The sequence below is a fragment of the Streptomyces sp. NPDC044106 genome (genome assembly GCF_056433985.1).
Window position 1 is genome coordinate 199,872 of sequence record NZ_JBWKFZ010000013.1, and the last position, 19,965, is coordinate 219,836.

Genomic DNA, 19,965 nt, shown 5'->3' on the forward strand with positions numbered 1-19,965 from the left:
ATCAGGTCCCGGTCAGGATGTGCCGAACGGGTCGTGCTCGGCGAGCAGCTTGTCGACGCGGGCCTGGTCGACCCTGCTGACGATCTGCACCACTTCCTGCCGGTCCCTGATCACCTTGGCGAGGGTGAACGCGGACGTCGTCAGGTAGAGCACCGCGATGGCGAGGAAGCCCCGCACCCAGGCCGAGGCGTCGAGGTAGCCGATGCCGACGGCGACGGCCGCGATGGACACGGCGAAGGAGGCCACGGCCTGGCCGTAGAAGGCGTTGGTGGTCTGTTGTCTCACGGGCGGCTCAGTCATGCGAACAGCATCGGCGAGGCGCCACGGGCGTCACATCCGTGCGGATACTCAGGCGCGTACTCAGAACGCCGAAACGCCGGTGAGAGCACGGCCGATGACGAGTTTCTGGATCTGGCTCGTGCCCTCGTAGAGGGTCATCACGCGGGCGTCGCGCAGCAGTTTGCCCGCCGGGTACTCGTCGATGTAGCCGTAACCGCCGAAGACCTGGAGGGCGTTGTTGGCGGCGCGCACGGCGGCCTCCGAGGCGAACAGCTTGGCCTTGGAGGACTCCGTGGCGAAGGGCTGTCCGCGGTCGATCAGGTCGGCGACCCGCCAGGTCAGCAGGCGCGCGGCGTCCACGTCCACGGCGATGTCGCTGATCAGCTCCTGCACCAGCTGATGGTGGGCGATGCTCCTGCCGAACTGCTCGCGCTCGCCGGCGTAGCGCACCGCGGCGTCGAGGGCGGCCTGCGCGATGCCGACGCAGCCCGCGGCCACCGACATGCGCCCCTTGGCGAGGGCCGACATGGCGACGGAGAACCCCTTGCCCTCGGGCGCCAGCATGGCCGACGCAGGGACGCGGACGTCCTCGAGGACGAGTTCGGCGGTGGCCTGGCCGCGCAGGCCGAGCTTGCCGTGCAGGGTGCGGCGGGTCAGGCCCGGGGTGTCCGCAGGGACCAGGAAGGCGGAGACGCCCTTGTGCCCGGGGGCGTCGCCGGTGCGGGCGAAGAGGAGCACGACGTCGGCCCAGGTGCCGTTGGTGATGAACATCTTGGTGCCGTTGACGACGTACGCGTCACCGTCGCGCACGGCGCTGGTCGTCAGGCTGCCCGCGTCGGACCCGGTGCCCGGCTCGGTGAGCCCGAAGCACCCGACGTACTCCCCGGAGGTGAGCCCCGGCAGCCACTGCCGCTTCTGCTCCTCGCTGCCCCAGTACGCGATGGTCTTGGCGACCAGGCCGAGCGAGACCGAGACGATGCCGCGCACGGAGGAGTCCCCGCGCCCCAGCTCCTCGGTCACCAGGCAGTACGCGAGGTGGTCACCGCCCGAGCCGCCGTACTCCTCGTCGATGGTGAGCCCCAGGAAGCCGACCTCGCCGAGCTTCTTCACGAGATTCCGGTCGACGCTCTCGGCGCGGTCCCACTCGACGACGTGCGGGGCGATCTCACGCGCGACGAAGTCCTTGGCCAGTCGCTGGACGGCTGCCTGCTCGTCGCTGAGCTCCAGGTTCATGGACACCTCTTCATGTCTCGTCACGTCTCTTCACGCCGGGCCACGAACCGGCCGCCCGGACTACGTCGCGTTTTAAATTAGCACTGCTAGTTTGTTGTGGCAGCCCTACTATGTGCCGCATGGCCCGACCGCGCAAGCCCCTGCTCAGCCGAGAACGCATCGTCGAGACGGCGCGTGCGCTCGTGGACTCCGAGGGACTCGCGGCCGTCTCCACGCGCCGCCTCGCCGCCGAACTCGGCGTCAGCGGCCCATCCCTCTACAACCACTTCCGCACCAAGGACCAGATCCTCGAGGCGGTCGCGGACTCGGTGAGCGCGCAGGTCGACCTGTCGATGTTCGACGCGGCCGACGCGCGGGACTGGCGCACGGCGCTGCACGACTGGGCGGTCTCCTACCGGGCCGCCCTCACGCTGCACCCGAACATCGTCCCGGTCCTGGCGAGCGGTCCCGGCCGCCGCCCGGCCGGACTGCGGCTCGCCGACGCGGTGTTCGGCGCGATGGTCGACGCGGGTTGGCCGGCCGCGCAGGCCACGTCCATCGGCGCGCTGATGCGGTACTTCATCATGGGCTCCGCGCTCGGCTCGTTCGCCGGGGGCTTCGTGGACGACGAGGCGGCGTACGACCCGGCCGACTATCCGCACCTGGGCCAGGCCCATCTGCTCGCGGAGCGGCAGCAGGTCATCGACGAGCGGGCCTTCGAGGCGGGCCTCCAGGCGCTCCTCGACGGGCTCGCGCTGCAGTACGAGCAGGTGGCGGCGCGCGCCTGACGCGACGCGCTCCGCACACGGTTCGGTGCACGGCTCGGTGCACCGTTCGGTGCACGGCTCGGCGCACGGCTCGGTGCACGGTTCGGCGCAGGCCGAAGGGTTCCTGCCGCATCCTGGACGCATGAAGCCGGGCCACCCGAACACCATCGCCGCGACCGCCCCCGCCCTCGCCTCGCTCGCCGCACTCTTCGCGGACGAGACGCGGGCGGTCTGCCTGCTCGCGCTGCTCGACGGGCGGGCGTGGACGGCCGGCGAGCTGGCCCGGCACGCCGGAGTCGCGGCGTCGACGCTCAGCGAGCACCTGGGGCGGCTGGTCGCGGGCGGCCTGCTCACCGAGTACCGGCAGGGCAGGCACCGCTACGTGCGGCTCGCCGACGCGCGGGCCGCCCAGCTCGTCGAGGATCTCGCCGCCCACGCGGCGCCCGGGGCGCGGGCGAGGCCCCGGTCGCTGCGGGAGGCGGGTGCCGCGGGGGCGATGGCGCGCGGCCGTACGTGTTACGACCATCTGGCGGGGCGGCTCGGCATCACGATCACCGGGGCGATGACGGAGCGGGGGCTGCTGCGGCAGGACACCGGGTTCGCCCTGACCGACCAAGGGGTGGAGTGGTTCGGGGAGTTGGGGATCGGGCTGGCCCGGCCGGGGCGGCGGCCGCTGGCCCGGTCCTGCCTGGACTGGACGGAGCGCAAGCCGCACCTCGCCGGGGTCGCGGGGGCGGCGCTGTGCGGCCACGCGCTGGCCGCGGGCTGGTGCGAGCGGATCGGTACGGAGCGCGCCGTGCGGGTGACGGCGGCCGGGGCGCGGGCGTTCGCCACGCACCTCGGCATCGAGGGCCTGTAGGCAGTCACCGACCGGCCCGCCCCGTCCGCTCAGCAGGCCCCCATCCGCTCAGCCCGCTCAGCCCGTGATGACGCGCTCCACCGCCGCCGCGACCAGCTCGTCGCGCTCGGCCTCCGTGAGGACGTCCGGCAGCGTGAGCTGTTCGAGGATGAGCCAGTTGAGCGCCAGATAGAGCAGCTTGACCGCCGTCGCGTCGCCGGGCAGTCCGGAGGCCTCGTGGTAGGAGAGGTTGGCTTCGAGGTCGGTCTTGACCCGCTCGGTGAGGACCGCGCGCAGTTCGGGGCGCCGGGTCGCCTCCAGGCGCAGTTCGAGCAGGGCGAGGTAGCCCGTACGGAAGCCGCTGACCCGGCCGACGACCTCGCGCATCAGCTCGACGTAGGTCCCCTTGTCCCGCTCGGCCGTCCGCTGCCGCTCGATGACCGCCTCGTCGGGCGTGAGCCGTTCGTAGACCCGGGCACCCGCCTGGGTCAGCAGGTCGTCGCGGTTGCTGAAGTAGTTGGACGCGGTGCCGGTCGGCACGGCCGCCTCGGTGTCCACCGCCCGGAAGGTCAGCCCGCGGGCTCCTTCCCTGGCAAGGACCTCGATGGCGGCGTCGACCAGGGCCGCTCGCCGCCCGTCGTTCCTGCGCACCATTGACACCACTCCATTCACAGTACTACGTTTTCACCACTACAGAGAGAGTACTACAGGGGGAGTCATCGCATGCGCAAGCTCGTCTACTACATCGGCGCCTCCATCGACGGGTACATCGCGGGCCCCGGCGGCGAGGTCGACTTCTACCCCACGGGCGACGAGGAGCAGACCGCCGCCTACGCCGCGTCGGTCAACGCCCGCTACCCCGAGACGGTCCCGACCGCCTTGCGCCCGCTCGTCGGCCTCGCGGACGCCCCCGACCTGCGCTTCGACACGGTGGTGATGGGCCACGGAACCTACCGCCAGGCACTGGCCCACGGCACCCCGAGCCCGTACGCGCACCTGCGCCAGTACGTCCTGTCGAGCACCCTGGGCGCCGCGCCCGATCCGGCCGTGACCGTGACCGCGGACGACCCGCTCACCCTGGTCCGCGTCCTCAAGCGGCAGCAGGGGAAGGACATCTGGCTGTGCGGGGGCGGACGCGTCGCGGCGGCGCTGCTGCCGGAGCTCGATGAGCTGATCGTCAAGAGCTACCCGGTGGTCGCGGGGGCCGGGGTCCCCGTCTTCGCCGGGGAGTTCGACCCGACGCGGTTCCGGGTGGCCGCGCGGGAGACCTTCGCCAACGACGTCCTGATGACGTGGTTCGAAGCGGCCGCCGCACCGGAAGCCCCCACTCCGGCCGGGTAGATGTACTCTGCATCCGTTCTGTCGGACGCAACAGGGGCATGAGGCGGGGAGTGGCCGTGGGGTACGCGAGGGACGCGCTGGACGCCGGTGGCTCGACCGGGGGGACAAGGCGGGCGATCGGGTCGCCGCGCGCCCGCGTCTTCGCCGCGCAGGTGCTGCGCGGGCACGCGCAGGTCACCTTCATGCCAAGCGCCGCCGCGGGCGTCCTCTTCTGCGCCGCGCTCTTCGCGGCGGGGTGGGAGTACGGGCTCTACGGCCTGGCGGGCACCGCGGTCGGCACGGCCACGGCCCGACTCCTCGGCGTGGCCGACGACCGCGTGTCGGTCGGGCTCGAAGGCTTCAACGCCTGCCTGACGGCGCTGGGTTGTGCGGTCTTCCTCGGCACGGAGCACCTGTCGACCGCGCTGGTCGCCGTCGCGGGCAGCGTGGTCGTCACGGTCGTGACGGCGGCCGTGGTCAGGCTGGCCGGCGCCTGGGGGCTGCCCACGCTGACCCTGCCGTTCTGCCTGGTCGCCTCCGCGACGACCGTCGCGGCACCCGGCTTCCGGCACGTCTGGCACCACGGCGAGGGCCTCGCGGCGCTCACCGCGTCCGCGACCGGCCCGACCGCGCTCCGACCCGTCGACCTCGCCCGGGGGTTCTTCGCCGGTTTCGGCCAGATCTTCTTCATGCCCCAGTGGTACGTGGGCGCCCTGCTGCTGCTCGGCTTCCTCGTCGCCGGTCCCCGCGCGGCGGGCGTGGCGTGCCTGGGCAGCGCCACCGGCATCGCCACCGCCTGGGCGCTGGGCGCTCCCGCCGCGCGGATCGCCGACGGCACGAGCGGGTACAACGCGGTCCTCGTCTCCCTCGCCCTGTGCGGCGTCTTCCTGCCCGCGCGGGGCGCGACCCTCGCGTACGCACTCGTGGGCGCCGCCACCGCCACGGCGCTCGGCCCGGCGGTGGCGGCACTCGCCGCGCCGTCCGGCGGGCACGCGTTCACGTGGCCGTTCGTCCTGACGACGTTCGTGTTCCTGGCGGCGGCCACGTCCTTCCCCAGGCTCACGGCCCCGGCGGCGAAGAGCTGACCGCCGCGCCGCCGGGGACCGGTCAGAAGACGACCAGCGCCCGGCCGCCCCTGCCCGCCATCATGTTCTCGAAGGCCGCCGGGATGCCGTCGAGCCCGATCCGGTCGGTCACCAGGGCGCCCAGGTCGAGGCGGCCCGCGCGGATGTGACCGGCCAGGACCGGCAGGTCGACGGCCGGGTCGCAGTTGCCGTAGACGCAGCCGGAGAGCGTCCTGCCCCAGTGGAAGAGTTCCAGGGCGTTGAAGGTCACCTGCTGGTCCTTGCCGCCAATGCCGACCACCGTGGTGCGCCCGCCACGCCGCGTCGACTCCCAGGCCGTGCGGATCGTCACGGCGCGGCCCACGCACTCCACGGCCACGTCGACGCCTTGGCCGCCGGTGAGCCCGCGGATGTCCTTGGCCGTCGTCTCCGAGGCCACCACGTAGTCCGTGGCACCGGCCGAGCGGGCCAGCTCCTCCTTCGCCGGGGACACGTCGACCGCGACGATCCGTCCCGCGCCCGCGATCCTGGCCGCCTGCAGCGTGGCGAGGCCCACCCCGCCGACGCCGAACACCGCGACGCTCTCGCCCTCGCGGACCCGCGCCGAGTGGTGCACGGCCCCGTACCCGGTCAGGACGGCGCAGCCGAGCAGCGCCGCGTCGGTGAGCGGCACGCCGTCCGGCGCCGGCAGGACGCAGCCCGCGGCGACCACCGTCTCCTCGGCGAACGCGGCGACGTTCAGGCCCGGGTGGAGCTCCGTCCCGTCCGGTCGCTTCGCGTAGACGTCCGCGGCGCCCGCGAGGGCGTTGCCGCAGAGCCACACCTCGCCGAGCGAGCAGGCGTGGCACGTCCCGCAGGACGGCGCCCAGTTCAGGACGACGCCGTCACCGGGAGCGAGGTGGGTGACGCCCTCCCCCACGGACACCACGGTGCCCGCGCCCTCGTGGCCGAGCACGGCGGGCACGGGGACCCGCATCGTGCCGTTGGTCAGGGACAGGTCGGAGTGACAGACCCCCGCTGCGGCGAGGCGCACCCGGACCTGGCCGGGGCCCGGCTCCGGCAGGTCGATCTCGGCGATCTCCAGCGGAGAGCCGACGGCGGGCAGGATGGCGGCGCGGACCACGTTCACGTACTCCTCGGGATCGGAAGGGTCAGAAGCCCAGAAGGGTCAGAAGGGTCAGAACTGCAGGGACTTGGTCTGGAGGTACTCGGTCAGGCCGTGCGCGCCCAGCTCGCGGCCGACGCCCGACTGCTTGTAACCACCGAACGGGGCGAGGGGGTTGAAGCTGCCGCCGTTGATGTCGACCTGTCCGGTCTCCATGCGGCGGGCGAACGCCGTCGCCTGCGCGTCGTCGGCGGCCCACACCGCGCCCGCCAGCCCGTACACGGTGCCGTTGGCGATGCGCAGGGCGTCGTCCTCGTCCTCGTACCGGATGATCGAGACCACCGGTCCGAAGATCTCCTCCTGGGCGATGGTCATCTCGGGCGTGACGTCGGCGAAGACGGTCGGCTGGACGAAGTAGCCCTTGTCCTGGGGCGATTCGGGGCCGCCCGCCACGATGCGGGCGCCTTCCTCGACGCCCTTCTCGATGTAGTCGCGCACGCGCGCCTGCTGCTTGGCGTTGACGACGGGGCCGATGCGCGGCCCGTACTTGGCGGCCGCGGCCGCGGCGAGCTCCACCGCCTCGTCGTAGTGGTCGGTGTGCACCAGCATGCGGGTCCAGGCGCTGCACGTCTGGCCGGAGTTGGACATGACGTTGGCGACGCCGACGTTGACGGCCTTGGTGAGGTCGGCGCCCGGCAGGATGACGTTGGCGGACTTGCCGCCGAGCTCCAGGGCGACGCGCTTGACGGCCGCGCCCGCGGTGGCGCCGATCCGCCTGCCGACCGCGGTCGATCCCGTGAAGGAGACGAGGTCGACGTCCTCGTGCTCGGCGAGCGCCTGGCCCGCGACCGGGCCGAGCCCTGTGACCAGGTTGAACACGCCCGCGGGTACGCCCGCCTCGTGCGCGGCCTCGGCGAAGAGCTGGGCGGTGAGCGGGGTGTCCTCGGCGGGCTTGAGCACGACCGTGCAGCCCGCGGCGAGCGCGGGCGCCACCTTGTTGACGATCTGGTGGAGCGGGTAGTTCCAGGGCGTGATGGCGCCGACCACGCCGACCGGCTCCAGATAGACGGTGGAGTTGCCCACCCGCTCCTCGAAGGGGTGCGTCGCGGCGAGCTCGGCGTACGAACCGGCCACCAGGATCGGCACTCCGGCGTGCACGGCCTGCGAGAACGGCAGCGGCGAGCCAAGCTCGGCGGTGACGGTCGCGGCGACCTCGTCCTTGCGGGCGACGAGGCGGTCGCGGAGGGCGCCGATCACTGCGGCGCGCCCGGCGGGCGGGGTGGCGGCCCAGCCGGGCAGGGCGGCACGGGCCGCGCGCACCGCGGCGTCGATGTCCTGCGCGGTGCCCGCGGGGACCTCGCCGATGGGCTGCTCGTCGGCCGGGTTCAGGACCGTGATGGTGTCGGTGCCCGCAGCCGGGCGCCAGTCGCCGTCGATGTACATCCCGTCATGGGCCTTCATCGCATTCCTCCAGGTTGTCGTCCGCGCCCCAAACTAGCGCTGATAGTTTTCTGGCACCAGGGGCAGCGGGGACCGGGCCACGCGCCGCACCGGTCCGAGCCGCCGTCGTGCCGTGGCGGGTCGCCTCACGTCCCCTTCTCGGGGGTGGCGTACCCGGCGACGGGTGCGTACGCGTCGCCGGGGCCCGGGTTCCGGTCCGGGGCGGGCAGGACCGTCCGGATCACCTCGTAGTTCGAGGCATGGGCGACGGCGATCTGTTGCCCCATCATGGGGCAGACGTTCATGGCCGCTTCCCAGTGGGCGGTGGACTCCCATTCCGCCACGTTGACGAGAGAGAAGGTGCTCCCCGCAACGATCGTGCGGAACATGTACGTCCTGATGAAGCCGGGTTGAGCGGCCATCACTTCCGCGGCGCCCTCCCAGGCTTCCAGATACGCGCCTTCCTTGTCCTCGTCGATCTCGATCGGAATGATCACGACATGTCGGCGACAGTCCAGCTGCTGCGTCATCAGGTTTTCTCCGCTTCCCTCTGATCCGCCTTCCGGACACAGCCTGCGCTTTCCGAAGCTGTAACGGCAAAGAGAGTTGCCCGATTGGCAAGGCCTGACTCATCACCGCTCACCTCATCGCGGCGCAGCTCCCCGCCGCGTACGCGCTGTCGCGTCCCGCAGGCCGTCCGCGCCTGCGGGGCGCCTTCGTACGCCGAGCCCCGCCGCGACGAGCAGCAGCCCGCCCAGCATCACGAACGGCGCGGCCACCCCCGCCACTCCGGCGATCAGGCCCGCGGAGGCGGGCGCGGCGACCTGGCCGAGGCGGTTGCCGGTCAGGCGCAGCGCGAGCGCCGTCGAGCGGGCGCCGTCCGGGGCCGCCTGGACGACCGTCGTCATCGAGAGCGGCTGGCCGACGCCCAGACAGAAGCCGAGCAGGACCAGCATCGCCCCGAGACCCCACACCGGCACGGGCAGCGCGATCCCCGCGCAGAGCAGCGCGCCGAGCGCGCAGGTGAGGACGGTCAGGGCCGCGCGGCCGAGCAGGCCGATCAGCGGTGTCATCACCAGGCGGCAGGCGATGGTCGCCGCGGCGCGCAGCGAGAGGAGCAGCCCGACCGTGGCGGGCGCGATGCCCCGGTGTTCGCCGACCACCGGCAGGTAGGCGGTGAGGACGTCCGTCGCGGAGAGCACGGCGAGGCTGATGAAGATGCCGGCGGGCACGCCCCGGCTGCGCAGGATCGTGGTGACCGGCACCTTCGCGGTCCGCCTCGCGGGTCCGGCCGCGGCACGGACGTGCTCGATGCGCCACAGCGAGGTCAGCGAGAGGGCGGCGACCGCCGCCGAGACGAGCAGGGCGAGCGTGCTGGTGCGGTCGATGTCGGCGCCGATCAGGGCACCCGCCGCGAGCGGCCCCGCCAGCTGGCCGAGCGAGGCACCGATGGTGAAGTGGCCGAAGTTGCGGTCCTGTTCGGCGGGCGCGGACTGCCGGGCGACGATCGACTGGGCGCCGATCACGAAGCAGAGGTGGCCGAGCCCCATCACGCCGCTCCAGGTGGCCATCGCGGCGAGCGAGTCCGCCGTGCCGCTCAGCGCGCAGCCCCCGGCGATCAGGACGACGCCGAGGGGCAGCAGGGGCGCGCACCTGCCGTGGTCCGTCCTGCGTCCGAGGGGGACGGCGGCGAAGAGCGGCAGCAGGGCGTAGACGCCCGCGATGACGCCGACGGCCCGCTCGTCGGCACCCAGCGCGAGGGCCCGGTAGGAGACGGCGGGCCGCGCCATCGACACCGCCCCCTGCGCGAAGCCGAAGGCGATGACGAGACGCAGCAGCCAACCCCGCCCACCGGGCCCGGACGATCCGCCGGGCACAGGTCGGTCAGGCATCAGATGATGCCGAAGAGGATTCCGGCGCCGAGCACCACCAGCGAGGTGAGCACGGCCCACTTGACGGTGAACTTGGTGTGGTCGCCGAACTCGACCTTGGCCATGCCGACGAGGACGTACACGGCGGGCACCAGCGGGCTCGACATGTGCAGCGCCTGGCCCGCGATGGAGGCGCGGGCGATCTCCAGGGTGGAGACGCCGTGCGCCTGGCCCGCCTCGGCGAGGACCGGCAGGACGCCGAAGTAGAAGCCGTCGTTGGACATGAAGTAGGTGAGCGGGAGGGAGAGCAGGCCGGTCACCAGGCCCATGTGCGGACCCATGCCCTCGGGGATGGCGTCGACGAGCCAGTCGGCCATGTGGTCGACCATGCCGGTGCCGGTGAGGACGCCGGTGAAGACGGCGGCGGCGAAGACCATGCCCGCGACGTTGAGGACGTTCTCCGCGTGGGCGGCGATACGGGCCTTCTGATCGGGCATGTGCGGGAAGTTGACGGTGAGGGCGAGCGCGGCGCCGAGCAGGAAGAGGACCGGGATCGGCAGCCACTCCATGATCATGGCGGTGAGCAGCAGGACGGTGAGGGCCGCGTTGAACCAGTAGAGCTTGGGGCGCAGGGTGGCGCGGTGCGGGTCGAGTCCCTGGAACCCGTCGTCGTCGGACTCGGTTCCCGACCCGGCACCGGTGTCCGCCGCGGCGGTGTCGGCGCCGGTGCTCTTCTTCGCGGGCGCCGTCGTGTTCTTCGTGAGCGAGGCGTCGCCGTCACCGCCGCCCGCGCCCACCAGGACGGTCCCGCCGGCCGTCTCCTTGACCAGGACCTCGTCGAGCGAGAGCACGCCGAGCCGCTTGCGCTCGCGCAGGCCCAGGGCGTACGAGAGGAGGAAGACGGCGACCAGGCCCACGGCGAGCGCCGGGATCATGGGCACGAAGATGTCGCTGGCATCGACCTTCAGCGCGGTCGCGGCGCGGGCCGTCGGACCGCCCCAGGGCAGTGTGTTCATCACGCCGTTGGCGGTGGCGGCCACGCCGGTCATCACGACAAGGCTCATCTTGAGGCGCTTGTACAGCGGATACATCGCCGAGACCGTGATCATGAAGGTGGTCGAGCCGTCGCCGTCGAGCGAGACGATCGCCGCGAGCACGGCGGTGCCGATGACGATGCGCACCGGGTCGGCCTTGCAGAAGCGCAGGATGCCCCGGACGACCGGGTCGAAGAGGCCGACGTCGATCATGACGCCGAAGTACACGATGGCGAACATGAGCATGGCCGCCGTGGGCGCGAGGTTGCCGACGCCGTCGAGGACGTAGTCCCCGAGGTGGGCGGCCTTCCCGACGAACACGCAGAACAGCGCGGGGATCAGCACCAGCGCCGCGATCGGCGACATCTTCTTCATCATGATCAGCACCAGGAAGGTGGCGATCATGACGAATCCGAGGATTGTCAGCATGGGGGGGCTACCTCACGTTCACCATCGAACTCCCACCAGGTCTGGCGGTCCGGATGACGTTAGGACCCGCCATGAAGCGTTAACAAGATGTTGACCCGCGAGCAATAAGCGCAAAACTCCTGGTCACGGCCGCGTCTCGGGCGCACTCACGGCAGGTGTGTCCAGCAGGATCACGCCGTTGCGGGTGGCCACGGCCAGCTCGCCACCGGGCCCGGCCGCCAGTCCCGTGCACACCGAAGGGAGCTCGACGCCCCGTCGTACGGCCCCGTCCCGGACCCCGGCGACCAGCAGCGTCCGGCGGCCCGCCACCGCGTACTCCTCGGCCCCGGGCAGGATCACGGCGTAGCGGGCCCCGTCCAGCGGCGTCGGGTGCCTGCGCGCCGGGCTCACCTCGGCATACGTGGCCCTCCCGGCCCCGGCGCGAAGGTCCGCGACGACGGGGGCGAGGGGCAGCGTCCGGGTGACGCGGGCGCCGACGACCACCAGCTGCGGGCCCGCGGGCTCGGAGCCCGGCCGGGCCGGGACGACGGCCAGGGCCCGCACCGATGTCAGGTGGGGCAGCCGGGTGCGGTGCCCGGTGGCGAGGTCGATCACGTACAGGCCGCGGGTCATCGGCACGCCGAGCAGCAGCCGGTCGGCGCAGCGCAGCACGGTCGCGCCGCCGGGCGTGAGCTCCGAGCGGCCGTGGAGGACCGCGCCCTCGTGGAGCGGTCCGCGGCCGATGGCGTACACCGAGCCGTACGAGCTGTCGGGGCCGAACGGGCCGAGGCTCAGCGCCAGCGCCCCGTCGGGTACCCCGGCAAGGCTGGAGTCCGGCGCGGACGTGGGCAGGACGACGTCGCGCAGCACCGTCCTCGCCGGGCGCCCGGACACCGTGAGGTCGAGGTCCCAGTACTCCACCACCCCGAGCTCGCTGCGTGCGAACAGCGCGGGCCGGGGCGGGCCGGAGGGCCGGGGGCAGGGGGCCGCGAGGAGTTCCGCGACACCGCTCTCGCACACCGGCCGCAGCTGGTGGCGCAGCGCGCCGTCGGCCCCGTCCCGCACCTGGACCGTGCCGTCGGACCCGCCGACCGCCACGGCGGTGGCACCGTCCGCGGTGAACACCGCGACAGCCGTGGCACCGGGCACGGCGTCGAGAGCCTCCGTCACCTCCCAGCCGCCCGCGCCCTCCGCCAGGTGCCAGACCGTTCCCCGCTCGTCGGCGCACAGCAGGCCACCCCCGTCCGCCTCGGCCAACGCCCTCACCGGCAGCGGGAGCCGGCGTTCCCAGTCCCCGACGGACAGCGCGACGAGACGGCGGTCGCCGCCCGCGCTGAAGGCCCGTACGCCCGGCGCGCTCCCCCGCGCGAAGGCGAGGGCGTGCACGGGCGCGCCGTGCACCCGGCGCGGCGGGCCGATGGGCCGGCAGGCGGGCAGGTCCCAGGCGCGGACGGTGCCGTCGTCGGCGCCCACGAGCAGCCGTCCCGAGCCGTCGGGGTCGAGGGCCAGCGCCGTGGTCCAGGCCGGGGGTCCGGGCACGGGGCCGAGCGCGTACCAGCGGCCGTTCGTGACGTCCCAGCAGGCGACGCGCCCGCTGTCGGTGGCGGCCACGACGACGTCACGGCCCCGCACCCGGCCCGTCACCAGCGCGGTGACGATGCCGGGGACGGTGAACCGCTCCTCCCTCAGGGGCACTTGGGCGGGCAGCGTCAGGACCGTCACCCGGCCGCCGACCTCCCCCGCCGCCACCAGGCCCTCACCCTTGAGGGTGGCGCCCACGGCGGCGCAGGAGACCAGCGGTCTCGTCCACGAACCCGTGCCCGGCAGCGCCCGCCGCCACAGCTCCCGGTGCCCTTCGACGTCCCAGCAGCGGATGAGGTAGTCCTGTCCGACGCTCACGACGGCGGGTCCGGCGCCGCGCACGGCGCCCACCGGGCCCACCGCGATCACCGGCGCCTCGTGAGCGGTGATCTGCGTCGAGTCGGCGGCGTGCGGGCCCGCCCAGAGCCGGATCACTCCGTCGCGGCTGCCGATCACCGTGGTGGCACCCGCCGCGCAGAGCGCCGAGGCATCGTTCCATCCCACCTGTCCACCGACGCGGTCGCCGGTGACCAGGTCGTACAGCTGCAGTCCACGCCCGTCCGCCTGCACGCTCACGCACTCCGCGGAGCCCAGCCGGAACGTCGCGAGGCGCACCCGGGCCCCCCGTCCGGTGCGCAGCGGCAGACCGACCGGGCGACCGCTGTCCAGGTCGACGCGGTGCAGTTGCCCGTCCCTGGTGGCGACGGCCACGACCCACTGCCGGCCCAGCCGGTGCACGGCGAGCGCCCGGGGCGGCACGGCGTCCTCAAGGAGCGTGCGCACGGGCGCCCGGTCGGTCAGCGAGGTCAGCCGGACCGTGCCGTCCGCGCCCGCCGTGACGACGAGTTCGCCCCGCGCGTGACCGGCCACGTACACGAGGTCGAGCACCGCGCCGTCGTGCCCGGTGGGCACGGCCTCGCCGGGCTTGTCGAGGTCGGTGACGCGCACGGTGGCGTCGGAGTACCCCGCGAGCACGCGACGGCCGTACTCGGCGGGCAGCGCCGCCAGGGCGGTGATCCGCCCCGCCGTCCCCGGCCGCTCACCATCCCGCGTGACATGGCGTACGGGGACCGCCGTGAGATGCCGCTCCAGCCGCTGCCGGTCCCCGCTCGTGTAGGTGGCCAGTGCGCGCCGTTCACGCCGGGACGGGCGCGTCGCCGGGCGCTTCGTGGACAACGTGTACTCCAGGCAGGAGCCGTCGGCGAAGCGGAGCACCGCCCCGGTGGGGCCCAGGCCGTCCGATCCGCCCCAGACCTGCACCTGCTGCGCCGCGCGCAGTCCGTGACGCTGGTGTCCGGCGTCGGCCACCGGGTGCGGCGGCAGCCGCCAGCAGGTGTAGCGCCGCCGGGAGGCGTCGAAGACGTGCAGCAGCCGCCACACCTCGTAGCGCGTCTCCCCCTGCACCCATCGCACGCCGGTGAAGTGCGACAACGCCGCGGCGCAGCCCGGCAGTCGGGGCGTCACGGTCCAGCTGCCCGCGTACAGCGGCTCGTCGGTGCCCGGCAGCTCCACGCGATCCCCGGTGTCCAGGTCCCACAGCGCGGCCCCGGACGCGGAGCGCCGCTGCTCGATGAAGTACGCCCCGGTTTCCGTCGGCACCACGATGCCGCTCGCGAGCAGGGCGTCCATGCCCTCGTAGCGGCGCGCGCCGCCGTGCGGGTTCCAGGCGGCCCACCGGGCCCGCCACGGCAGGTCCCCCCGGTCGCACGACGCGGCGAGTCCGGTCGCCTTGCGGCAGACCGCGGCGAGCCGCAGCCGCGCCCGGCTCTCCGGGTCGGCGACGCGCGCCCGGCGGCCACGCAGCAGCTCCTCCACGTCCCGCACGGCACGCCCGGTCCGCCGCCCCTCGGCCGTACGCAGCCGGGGCAGCACGGCGAGCAGCTGGTCGGGGTCGGCGGTGAGCACGAAGTCCGCGTCCGCCACCAGTGGGTCGAGGACCCCACCCGCCGCCGCGTGCAGCGCCAGGTACTTGCGTACATAGGGGTGGTCGACGCCGCCGAGCACGCGCGTGACCACCCGCTGCACCCGTTCGGTGTCCTGGCCCTCTCTCAGGTACTCGATGAGGGCGAGGTGGTAGACGCGGTAGACGGAGTCGCCGTCCTCGACGTCCTCGACGACGTACGAACCGGCGGCCCCCCGCAGCCAGACGATGTCCTCGTCGCCGTAGGAACCGCCGCTGAGCGCCGCCGCCAGGCGCGGCCACATCCCGGCCCAGGGCAGCCCGGCGCCCTGGGCGAAGGCCAGCGGGCGCAGCAGGTCGCGGGCGCGGTCGGCGAGCGGGCCGAGGCGCTGCTCCAGGTCCCGCTCCATGGCCTCGCCGGGCAGGCGGGGCAGCTCGTCGCGCCAGCGCTGGTCGTACGGGTCGGCGGCGTGGGTCTCGCGGGCCGTGGTGCGCGCGGTGATCCGGGCGACCAGGAAGGAGCGTCCGGCCGCATCGGCGATGGCCCGGGCGATGGCGTCCACCTGGGCGGGTGGTGCGGTGCACAGCACGGAGCCCGGCGGGGTGAGGAGTTTGCGGGCGTAGGCGCAGACGGCCTCCGGGTCGCCGTAGCGCTCGTCGTCGAGGTCGACGCGGCTCGCGGCGGCGGGCAGCAGCCGGGCGATGTGGGGGCGGGCGCCGATGAGGAGGCGCACGGGGAGCCGGCGCCTCGGGTCGGTGAGCGGGGCGATGAGTTCCTCGACGGCCACCTGCGGATCGAGCGCCTCGTCGAGGGAGTCGATGAGGACGACGAGCGGGTCGGTCCTGGCCTGGAGGTGGGCCGCCAGCGCACCGAGGGAGGTGGCGGCGCAGCCGGCGGCCGCGGAGAGCGCGTCGAGGAGCTGCTGCTTCGTCTTGTGGCCCGCGTTGACGGCCGCGTCCACGTCGCCGGGCCCCGGGAGCGTGGCGGGCAGCCCCGCGCGGGGCACCGCCGCGCCGTGGGCCGCGTCGGTGAGCACGGCGACCATGCCGAGCAGCGAGGACTTGCCGGAGCCGGGGCCGCCGGTGACCACGCAGAGCCGGTCGGCGGCGCGCCGCGGCGCGAGCCAGCCGGTGACGTCGGTCAGCGCGGTGTGCCGGCCGGTGAAGTCCCAGACCTCTTCGGTGGGTACGTCGGTGCCGCGCGCCCTGGGCAGGAAGAACCCGGTCAACTCGGCCTGCCTCGCGCGGCGTTCACGTCCGGCAAGCTCGACGATGCGGTCGATCTCCTCCAGCTTGAGACCCGAGGCGCCCGGGACGTGGCGGGGGTTGGGGAGGAAGTCGGGGATGTCGGCGACGGCGTGGGTCAGGGACCAGCTGGTGCGCTGGGTGCGCGGCACTTGCGGGTCGGCCTTGACGGCGCGCATGACCTGGCCGATGCCGATGTGGGCGGGGGCGTTCCCGGCGGTGGCCCGGCTGCGCACGGCCCGGTCGAAGGCCGCCGAGAGGGCTCCGGCCCTGGCCTCCTCCTTGCGCCGGGACGCGGCGACGAGCACCAGTCCCGTGCTGTCGTGGTCGGTGAGGGAGGTCTGGAACCTGCGCGCTTCGAGGGCGGCGCGCAGCGCGCGGTCGGTGCCTTCCTCGGCGTAGCAGGCGTCGAGCAGGACGAGGAGCCGTTCGACGGGGGTGTCCTCCCACAGCAGGGCCACGAGGTCCTCGGTGGGCAGGGCGGTCCCCCGCAGGTCGGCCGCGTCGCTGTCGGCGAGGAGGAGGTAGTGGCGGCCGCTGCGTTCGGCGGTGACGCCGTGGCAGGCGAGGTAGAGGGCCACGTGGTCGGCGGGTCCGCGGTCCGGGTCGGTGGCGAACTTCCGCAGGGCTTTGGTGAGTTGTTCGCGGGTCGGGTCGAGGCCCAGGTCGGCGCCGCGGTGGTAGCCGAGTTCGCCGAGGAAGAGCCGGTCGATGCGGGCCACGTCGTCGGCGAGTTCGGGCAGCGCGGCCTCGGGGTGCGCGTGCACGTGCGCGACCGCGGTCGACAGCAGGAAGTGGCGCCGCGGCGCGGGCGGGGCGGCGGGGGCGTCAGCCGGCACCGAGGCCCTCGCCCACCGCTCTGCCCGCCTCCCCGGTGCACAGGTAGCGGGTCACGTCGTGCGCCTGTGCGCCGTTGTGCACGAGGTGGCAGCGCACCCGCTCGCCGAACAGCGGACGCAGGTCCTTGACGAGGGCGACCACGTCGCCTTCGTCGGCGATGTTGGTCCAGTGCCGTACGGAGCCCGGCCACTGGCCAGGACTGCCGTGGTCGCCGGTCCGCAGGCGGTCGAAGACGAGGTGGCGGATGCCCAGCGGGGAGCCGAGCGTCAGCAGCGACCGTACGGGCCATTCGGGGTGTGCGCAGAGGGCTTCGTAGGCGACGACGCCGCCCAGGGAGTGGCCCACGACGACACGGGTGTCGTCGGTGACGGCAGCCGCGACCCGGCGCTGCACCTCGGCGCTGATGTCGGGGTCGGTGAGGTAGGCGGCGACCTGCTTGAGGTCGAGGACCAGGGAGCGCAGCGCCACGCCGGCGAAGAACCGGGAGCGGCTCAGCGCGTTGAGGGCGCGCTGCACGGTGTGCGGGGTACGGGCGAGGGTGCGGGCGTCGGGCGGGACGACGGCGGGATCGGTGCGGGCCGCCTCCTCCCACCATCGCTGGAGCAGTTCGCTCTCCAGCTCGTCGGCGACGTCGGCGGCGTCGAGCGGCGGGTCCTGCACGGACAGGGTGCGGCCCGCGGGCCGGAACAGGTTGCCGTAGAAGACGCAGGCCACGTCCGACGCAGCGAGCGGCCCGGTGGCGGCGCGGAGCAGGCCGTCGGCGAGCGCCGGGTGCCAGGTGGCGTGCAACTGGGCCTCGCCCACGTGCTGTTGTCCGATCCCGTGGACGCACACCACCCGTGCCATGTTCCCCCTCGGCCCGTCACCGCGTGCGATCACCTTAGCAACGGGCCGCATTCCGGGCGCTGTTGCAGCAGAATCCGGGGATCCGCCGCTCAGCCCAGCGACCGTGCGAAGTAGGCGTGCAGCAAGGTGCGGGCCTCCTCGATCAGCTCCGCGTCCCCTTCCGGATCGGCCCGGAACGCCAGCTGGAGGACCGCGTCGACGGCCTCGACACCGACCAGCGTCGTGCGGCGCAGGACGGCGTCGAGCGGGCGGCCCAGGTGGTCCGCGAGCAGGGCGGCCACCCGCTCGGCGACCCGGAGGTTGGCGTCGGGCATCGCGTCGGGCGCGGAGGGGACACCGAAGTCGACGAGGCCGAAGCCGGGGACCGTGCGCATCATCGCCAGGTACTCGTCGAAGGCCGCGTCGACGGCGCCGCGCCAGTCGCCGCGCCCGACGCCGGTGACGCGCTCGGCCACGCGCCGGGCGTACGCGTCGAGGTTGCGGTGGGCGAGGGCGTCGGCGAGGGCCCGCTTGTTGCCGAAGAAGCGGTAGACCGAGCCGATCGGGACGCCGGCGCGCTGGGCGACGGCGCGGGTCGTGAGGCCCTCGTAGCCTGCCTCGTCGAGGACGGCGGCGCAGGCGTCCAGGATCCGGGTCAGCCGTTCGGCGCTGCGCTCCTGGACGGGTACGCGGCGCATGGAGGCCGGGGGGCGCGGTTCTTCCGGCCGGTTCGGGTGGGGCATTCCGGGAGAGTAGAGCATCGCTCACATTCCCCGCTCCCCCTTGCGGAAGGAAAACGTGAATCCTACGGTGTCCCATAGGAATCATTGACGAGGGAGCGGTGATGAGCGGGCACCAGGCAGGCAACGTGAACCGGACGGGCGCGGACCGGGCGGGCGCGCACGACGCACGGAAGGCCGCCGAAGGGCTGGCCTACCTCTCCGGCTTCGGCAACGAACACAGCTCCGAGGCGGTGCCGGGCGCCCTGCCGCACGGCCGCAACTCCCCCCAGCGCGCGCCCCTCGGCCTCTACGCCGAGCAACTGAGCGGCAGCGCGTTCACCGAGCCCCGGGCGCACAACCGCCGTTCGTGGCTGTACCGCATCCGCCCCTCGGCCGCGCACCCGCGGTTCACGCGCGCCGACAACGGCGCGCTGCGCACGGCCCCCTTCGCCGATTCGGTGCCCGACCCGAACCGGCTGCGCTGGAACCCCCTGCCCGAGCCCGCCCCCGGCACCGACTTCCTCGCGGGCCTGTGGACGCTCGGCGGCAACGGCGACGCGACGCAGCGCACCGGCATGGGCATCCACCTCTACCACGCCGACACCTCGATGCGGGACCGGGTGTTCAGCGACGCGGACGGCGAGCTGCTCATCGTGCCGGAACACGGCGGGCTGCTCCTTCGCACCGAGTTCGGGCTGCTGCACGCCGAGCCCGGCGAGGTCGCGCTGATCCCGCGCGGGGTGCGCTTTCGCGTGGAGCTCCTCGACGCGAGCGCCCGCGGGTACGTGTGCGAGAACTACGGCGCGCCCTTCCAGCTCCCCGACCTCGGGCCCATCGGTGCCAACGGGCTGGCCAACGCCCGGGACTTCCGGGCGCCCGTCGCGGCGTACGAGGACGTCGAGGGGCCGGTGGAGGTGATCAACAAGTTCTGCGGCAATCTGTGGCGTGCGACGTACGACCACTCGCCGCTCGATGTCGTCGCCTGGCACGGCAACCACGTCCCGTACGTCTACGACCTGCACCGCTTCAATGTGCTCGGCTCGATCAGCTACGACCACCCGGACCCGTCGATCTTCACCGTGCTGACCTCGCCGTCCGACACCCCGGGCCTCGCGGGCGTCGACTTCGTGGTGTTCGCGCCGCGCTGGCTGGTGGGCGAGGACACCTTCCGGCCGCCGTACTTCCACCGGAACGTGATGAGCGAGTACATGGGCCTGATCGAGGGCGCGTACGACGCGAAGGCTGCCGGAGAAGGGGGATTCGTGCCGGGCGGCGGCTCGCTGCACAACATGATGTCCGCGCACGGCCCCGACCGGGAGACCTTCGAGAAGGCGTCGGCGGCCGAACTGAAGCCGCAGAAGATCGACGACGGCCTCGCCTTCATGTTCGAGACGCGCTGGCCCGTGACGGCGACGGAGCAGGCGGCGACCGCGTCCCACCTGCAGCGCGGTTACGACGACGTATGGCAGGGTCTGGAGCGCCACTTCCGCAACTGACGCAAAACCACCTCTGAT

Annotated in this window: 16 protein-coding genes; 5 read left to right on the forward strand and 11 right to left on the reverse strand. The window is 73.5% G+C overall.

Annotated elements, in window-relative coordinates:
- Positions 1-12: 12 nt before the first annotated feature.
- Both AC07DI_RS24780 and AC07DI_RS24785 read right to left on the reverse strand, forming a co-directional pair.
- Complete coding sequence (locus tag AC07DI_RS24780) at positions 13-300, reverse strand: YiaA/YiaB family inner membrane protein (protein ID WP_384251493.1); 288 nt, start codon at positions 298-300, stop codon at positions 13-15.
- A gap of 60 nt (positions 301-360) precedes the next feature.
- A complete protein-coding gene (locus AC07DI_RS24785; protein WP_384251722.1) occupies positions 361-1,512 on the reverse strand; it encodes an acyl-CoA dehydrogenase family protein in 1,152 nt (383 codons plus the stop codon).
- A 119-nt stretch (positions 1,513-1,631) separates the two neighbouring features.
- Between AC07DI_RS24785 and AC07DI_RS24790 the strand changes: the two genes are divergently transcribed.
- Positions 1,632-2,279, forward strand: coding sequence for a TetR/AcrR family transcriptional regulator (locus AC07DI_RS24790; protein WP_384251490.1), 648 nt, complete (start codon positions 1,632-1,634; stop codon positions 2,277-2,279).
- Positions 2,280-2,400: 121 nt separating this feature from the next.
- Positions 2,401-3,117: an ArsR/SmtB family transcription factor gene (locus tag AC07DI_RS24795; protein WP_478906136.1), complete on the forward strand. Its 717-nt coding sequence runs from the start codon at positions 2,401-2,403 to the stop codon at positions 3,115-3,117.
- Between the two features lie 57 nt (positions 3,118-3,174).
- Here AC07DI_RS24795 and AC07DI_RS24800 read toward each other — a convergent pair whose 3' ends face one another.
- A complete protein-coding gene (locus AC07DI_RS24800) occupies positions 3,175-3,750 on the reverse strand; it encodes a TetR/AcrR family transcriptional regulator (RefSeq protein ID WP_478906137.1) in 576 nt (191 codons plus the stop codon).
- A gap of 69 nt (positions 3,751-3,819) precedes the next feature.
- Between AC07DI_RS24800 and AC07DI_RS24805 the strand changes: the two genes are divergently transcribed.
- Positions 3,820-4,437, forward strand: a complete 618-nt coding sequence (locus tag AC07DI_RS24805; protein WP_478906138.1) for a dihydrofolate reductase family protein — start codon at positions 3,820-3,822, stop codon at positions 4,435-4,437.
- Between the two features lie 56 nt (positions 4,438-4,493).
- On the forward strand, positions 4,494-5,501 hold the full coding sequence (locus tag AC07DI_RS24810; protein ID WP_478906139.1) for an urea transporter: 1,008 nt from the start codon (positions 4,494-4,496) through the stop codon (positions 5,499-5,501).
- Positions 5,502-5,523: 22 nt separating this feature from the next.
- Here AC07DI_RS24810 and AC07DI_RS24815 read toward each other — a convergent pair whose 3' ends face one another.
- The 8 genes from AC07DI_RS24815 to AC07DI_RS24850 all read right to left on the reverse strand — a co-directional run bounded on the left by AC07DI_RS24815 (position 5,524) and on the right by AC07DI_RS24850 (position 18,472).
- A complete protein-coding gene (locus AC07DI_RS24815) occupies positions 5,524-6,603 on the reverse strand; it encodes a Zn-dependent alcohol dehydrogenase (RefSeq protein ID WP_478906206.1) in 1,080 nt (359 codons plus the stop codon).
- A gap of 54 nt (positions 6,604-6,657) precedes the next feature.
- Positions 6,658-8,046, reverse strand: coding sequence for an aldehyde dehydrogenase family protein (locus AC07DI_RS24820; protein WP_478906140.1), 1,389 nt, complete (start codon positions 8,044-8,046; stop codon positions 6,658-6,660).
- A gap of 125 nt (positions 8,047-8,171) precedes the next feature.
- Entirely contained in the window at positions 8,172-8,555 is a 384-nt protein-coding gene (locus AC07DI_RS24825) for an antibiotic biosynthesis monooxygenase family protein (RefSeq protein WP_478906141.1), read from the reverse strand.
- Between the two features lie 114 nt (positions 8,556-8,669).
- Positions 8,670-9,917 (reverse strand): MFS transporter, encoded by a 1,248-nt coding sequence (locus tag AC07DI_RS24830; protein WP_478906142.1) that lies wholly within the window; start codon positions 9,915-9,917, stop codon positions 8,670-8,672.
- Positions 9,917-11,359: a CitMHS family transporter gene (locus AC07DI_RS24835; RefSeq protein ID WP_478906143.1), complete on the reverse strand. Its 1,443-nt coding sequence runs from the start codon at positions 11,357-11,359 to the stop codon at positions 9,917-9,919. The genes AC07DI_RS24830 and AC07DI_RS24835 overlap by 1 nt, the downstream gene beginning before the upstream one ends.
- Before the next feature lie 123 nt (positions 11,360-11,482).
- A complete protein-coding gene (locus AC07DI_RS24840; protein ID WP_478906144.1) occupies positions 11,483-16,903 on the reverse strand; it encodes a caspase family protein in 5,421 nt (1,806 codons plus the stop codon).
- Positions 16,893-17,750 (reverse strand): PGAP1-like alpha/beta domain-containing protein, encoded by an 858-nt coding sequence (locus AC07DI_RS24845; protein WP_478906145.1) that lies wholly within the window; start codon positions 17,748-17,750, stop codon positions 16,893-16,895. Before AC07DI_RS24845 ends, AC07DI_RS24840 begins: the two co-directional genes overlap by 11 nt.
- Positions 17,751-17,839: 89 nt before the next feature.
- Positions 17,840-18,472: a TetR/AcrR family transcriptional regulator gene (locus tag AC07DI_RS24850; RefSeq protein ID WP_478906146.1), complete on the reverse strand. Its 633-nt coding sequence runs from the start codon at positions 18,470-18,472 to the stop codon at positions 17,840-17,842.
- A gap of 101 nt (positions 18,473-18,573) precedes the next feature.
- On the opposite strand from AC07DI_RS24850, the gene hmgA reads away from it, so the two are divergent.
- On the forward strand, positions 18,574-19,947 hold the full coding sequence (gene hmgA / locus AC07DI_RS24855; RefSeq protein WP_478906147.1) for a homogentisate 1,2-dioxygenase: 1,374 nt from the start codon (positions 18,574-18,576) through the stop codon (positions 19,945-19,947).
- Positions 19,948-19,965: the final 18 nt, after the last annotated feature.

Bases quoted from the DNA above. Each gene is read 5' to 3' on its own strand.
- AC07DI_RS24780 (WP_384251493.1), bottom strand. From the start codon at position 300: ATGACTGAGCCGCCCGTGAGACAACAGACCACCAACGCCTTCTACGGC.
- AC07DI_RS24785 (WP_384251722.1), bottom strand. From the start codon at position 1,512: ATGAACCTGGAGCTCAGCGACGAGCAGGCAGCCGTCCAGCGACTGGCC.
- AC07DI_RS24790 (WP_384251490.1), top strand. From the start codon at position 1,632: ATGGCCCGACCGCGCAAGCCCCTGCTCAGCCGAGAACGCATCGTCGAG.
- AC07DI_RS24795 (WP_478906136.1), top strand. From the start codon at position 2,401: ATGAAGCCGGGCCACCCGAACACCATCGCCGCGACCGCCCCCGCCCTC.
- AC07DI_RS24800 (WP_478906137.1), bottom strand. From the start codon at position 3,750: ATGGTGCGCAGGAACGACGGGCGGCGAGCGGCCCTGGTCGACGCCGCC.
- AC07DI_RS24805 (WP_478906138.1), top strand. From the start codon at position 3,820: ATGCGCAAGCTCGTCTACTACATCGGCGCCTCCATCGACGGGTACATC.
- AC07DI_RS24820 (WP_478906140.1), bottom strand. From the start codon at position 8,046: ATGAAGGCCCATGACGGGATGTACATCGACGGCGACTGGCGCCCGGCT.
- AC07DI_RS24825 (WP_478906141.1), bottom strand. From the start codon at position 8,555: ATGACGCAGCAGCTGGACTGTCGCCGACATGTCGTGATCATTCCGATC.
- AC07DI_RS24830 (WP_478906142.1), bottom strand. From the start codon at position 9,917: ATGCCTGACCGACCTGTGCCCGGCGGATCGTCCGGGCCCGGTGGGCGG.
- AC07DI_RS24835 (WP_478906143.1), bottom strand. From the start codon at position 11,359: ATGCTGACAATCCTCGGATTCGTCATGATCGCCACCTTCCTGGTGCTG.
- AC07DI_RS24845 (WP_478906145.1), bottom strand. From the start codon at position 17,750: ATGGCACGGGTGGTGTGCGTCCACGGGATCGGACAACAGCACGTGGGC.
- AC07DI_RS24850 (WP_478906146.1), bottom strand. From the start codon at position 18,472: ATGCCCCACCCGAACCGGCCGGAAGAACCGCGCCCCCCGGCCTCCATG.
- hmgA (WP_478906147.1), top strand. From the start codon at position 18,574: ATGAGCGGGCACCAGGCAGGCAACGTGAACCGGACGGGCGCGGACCGG.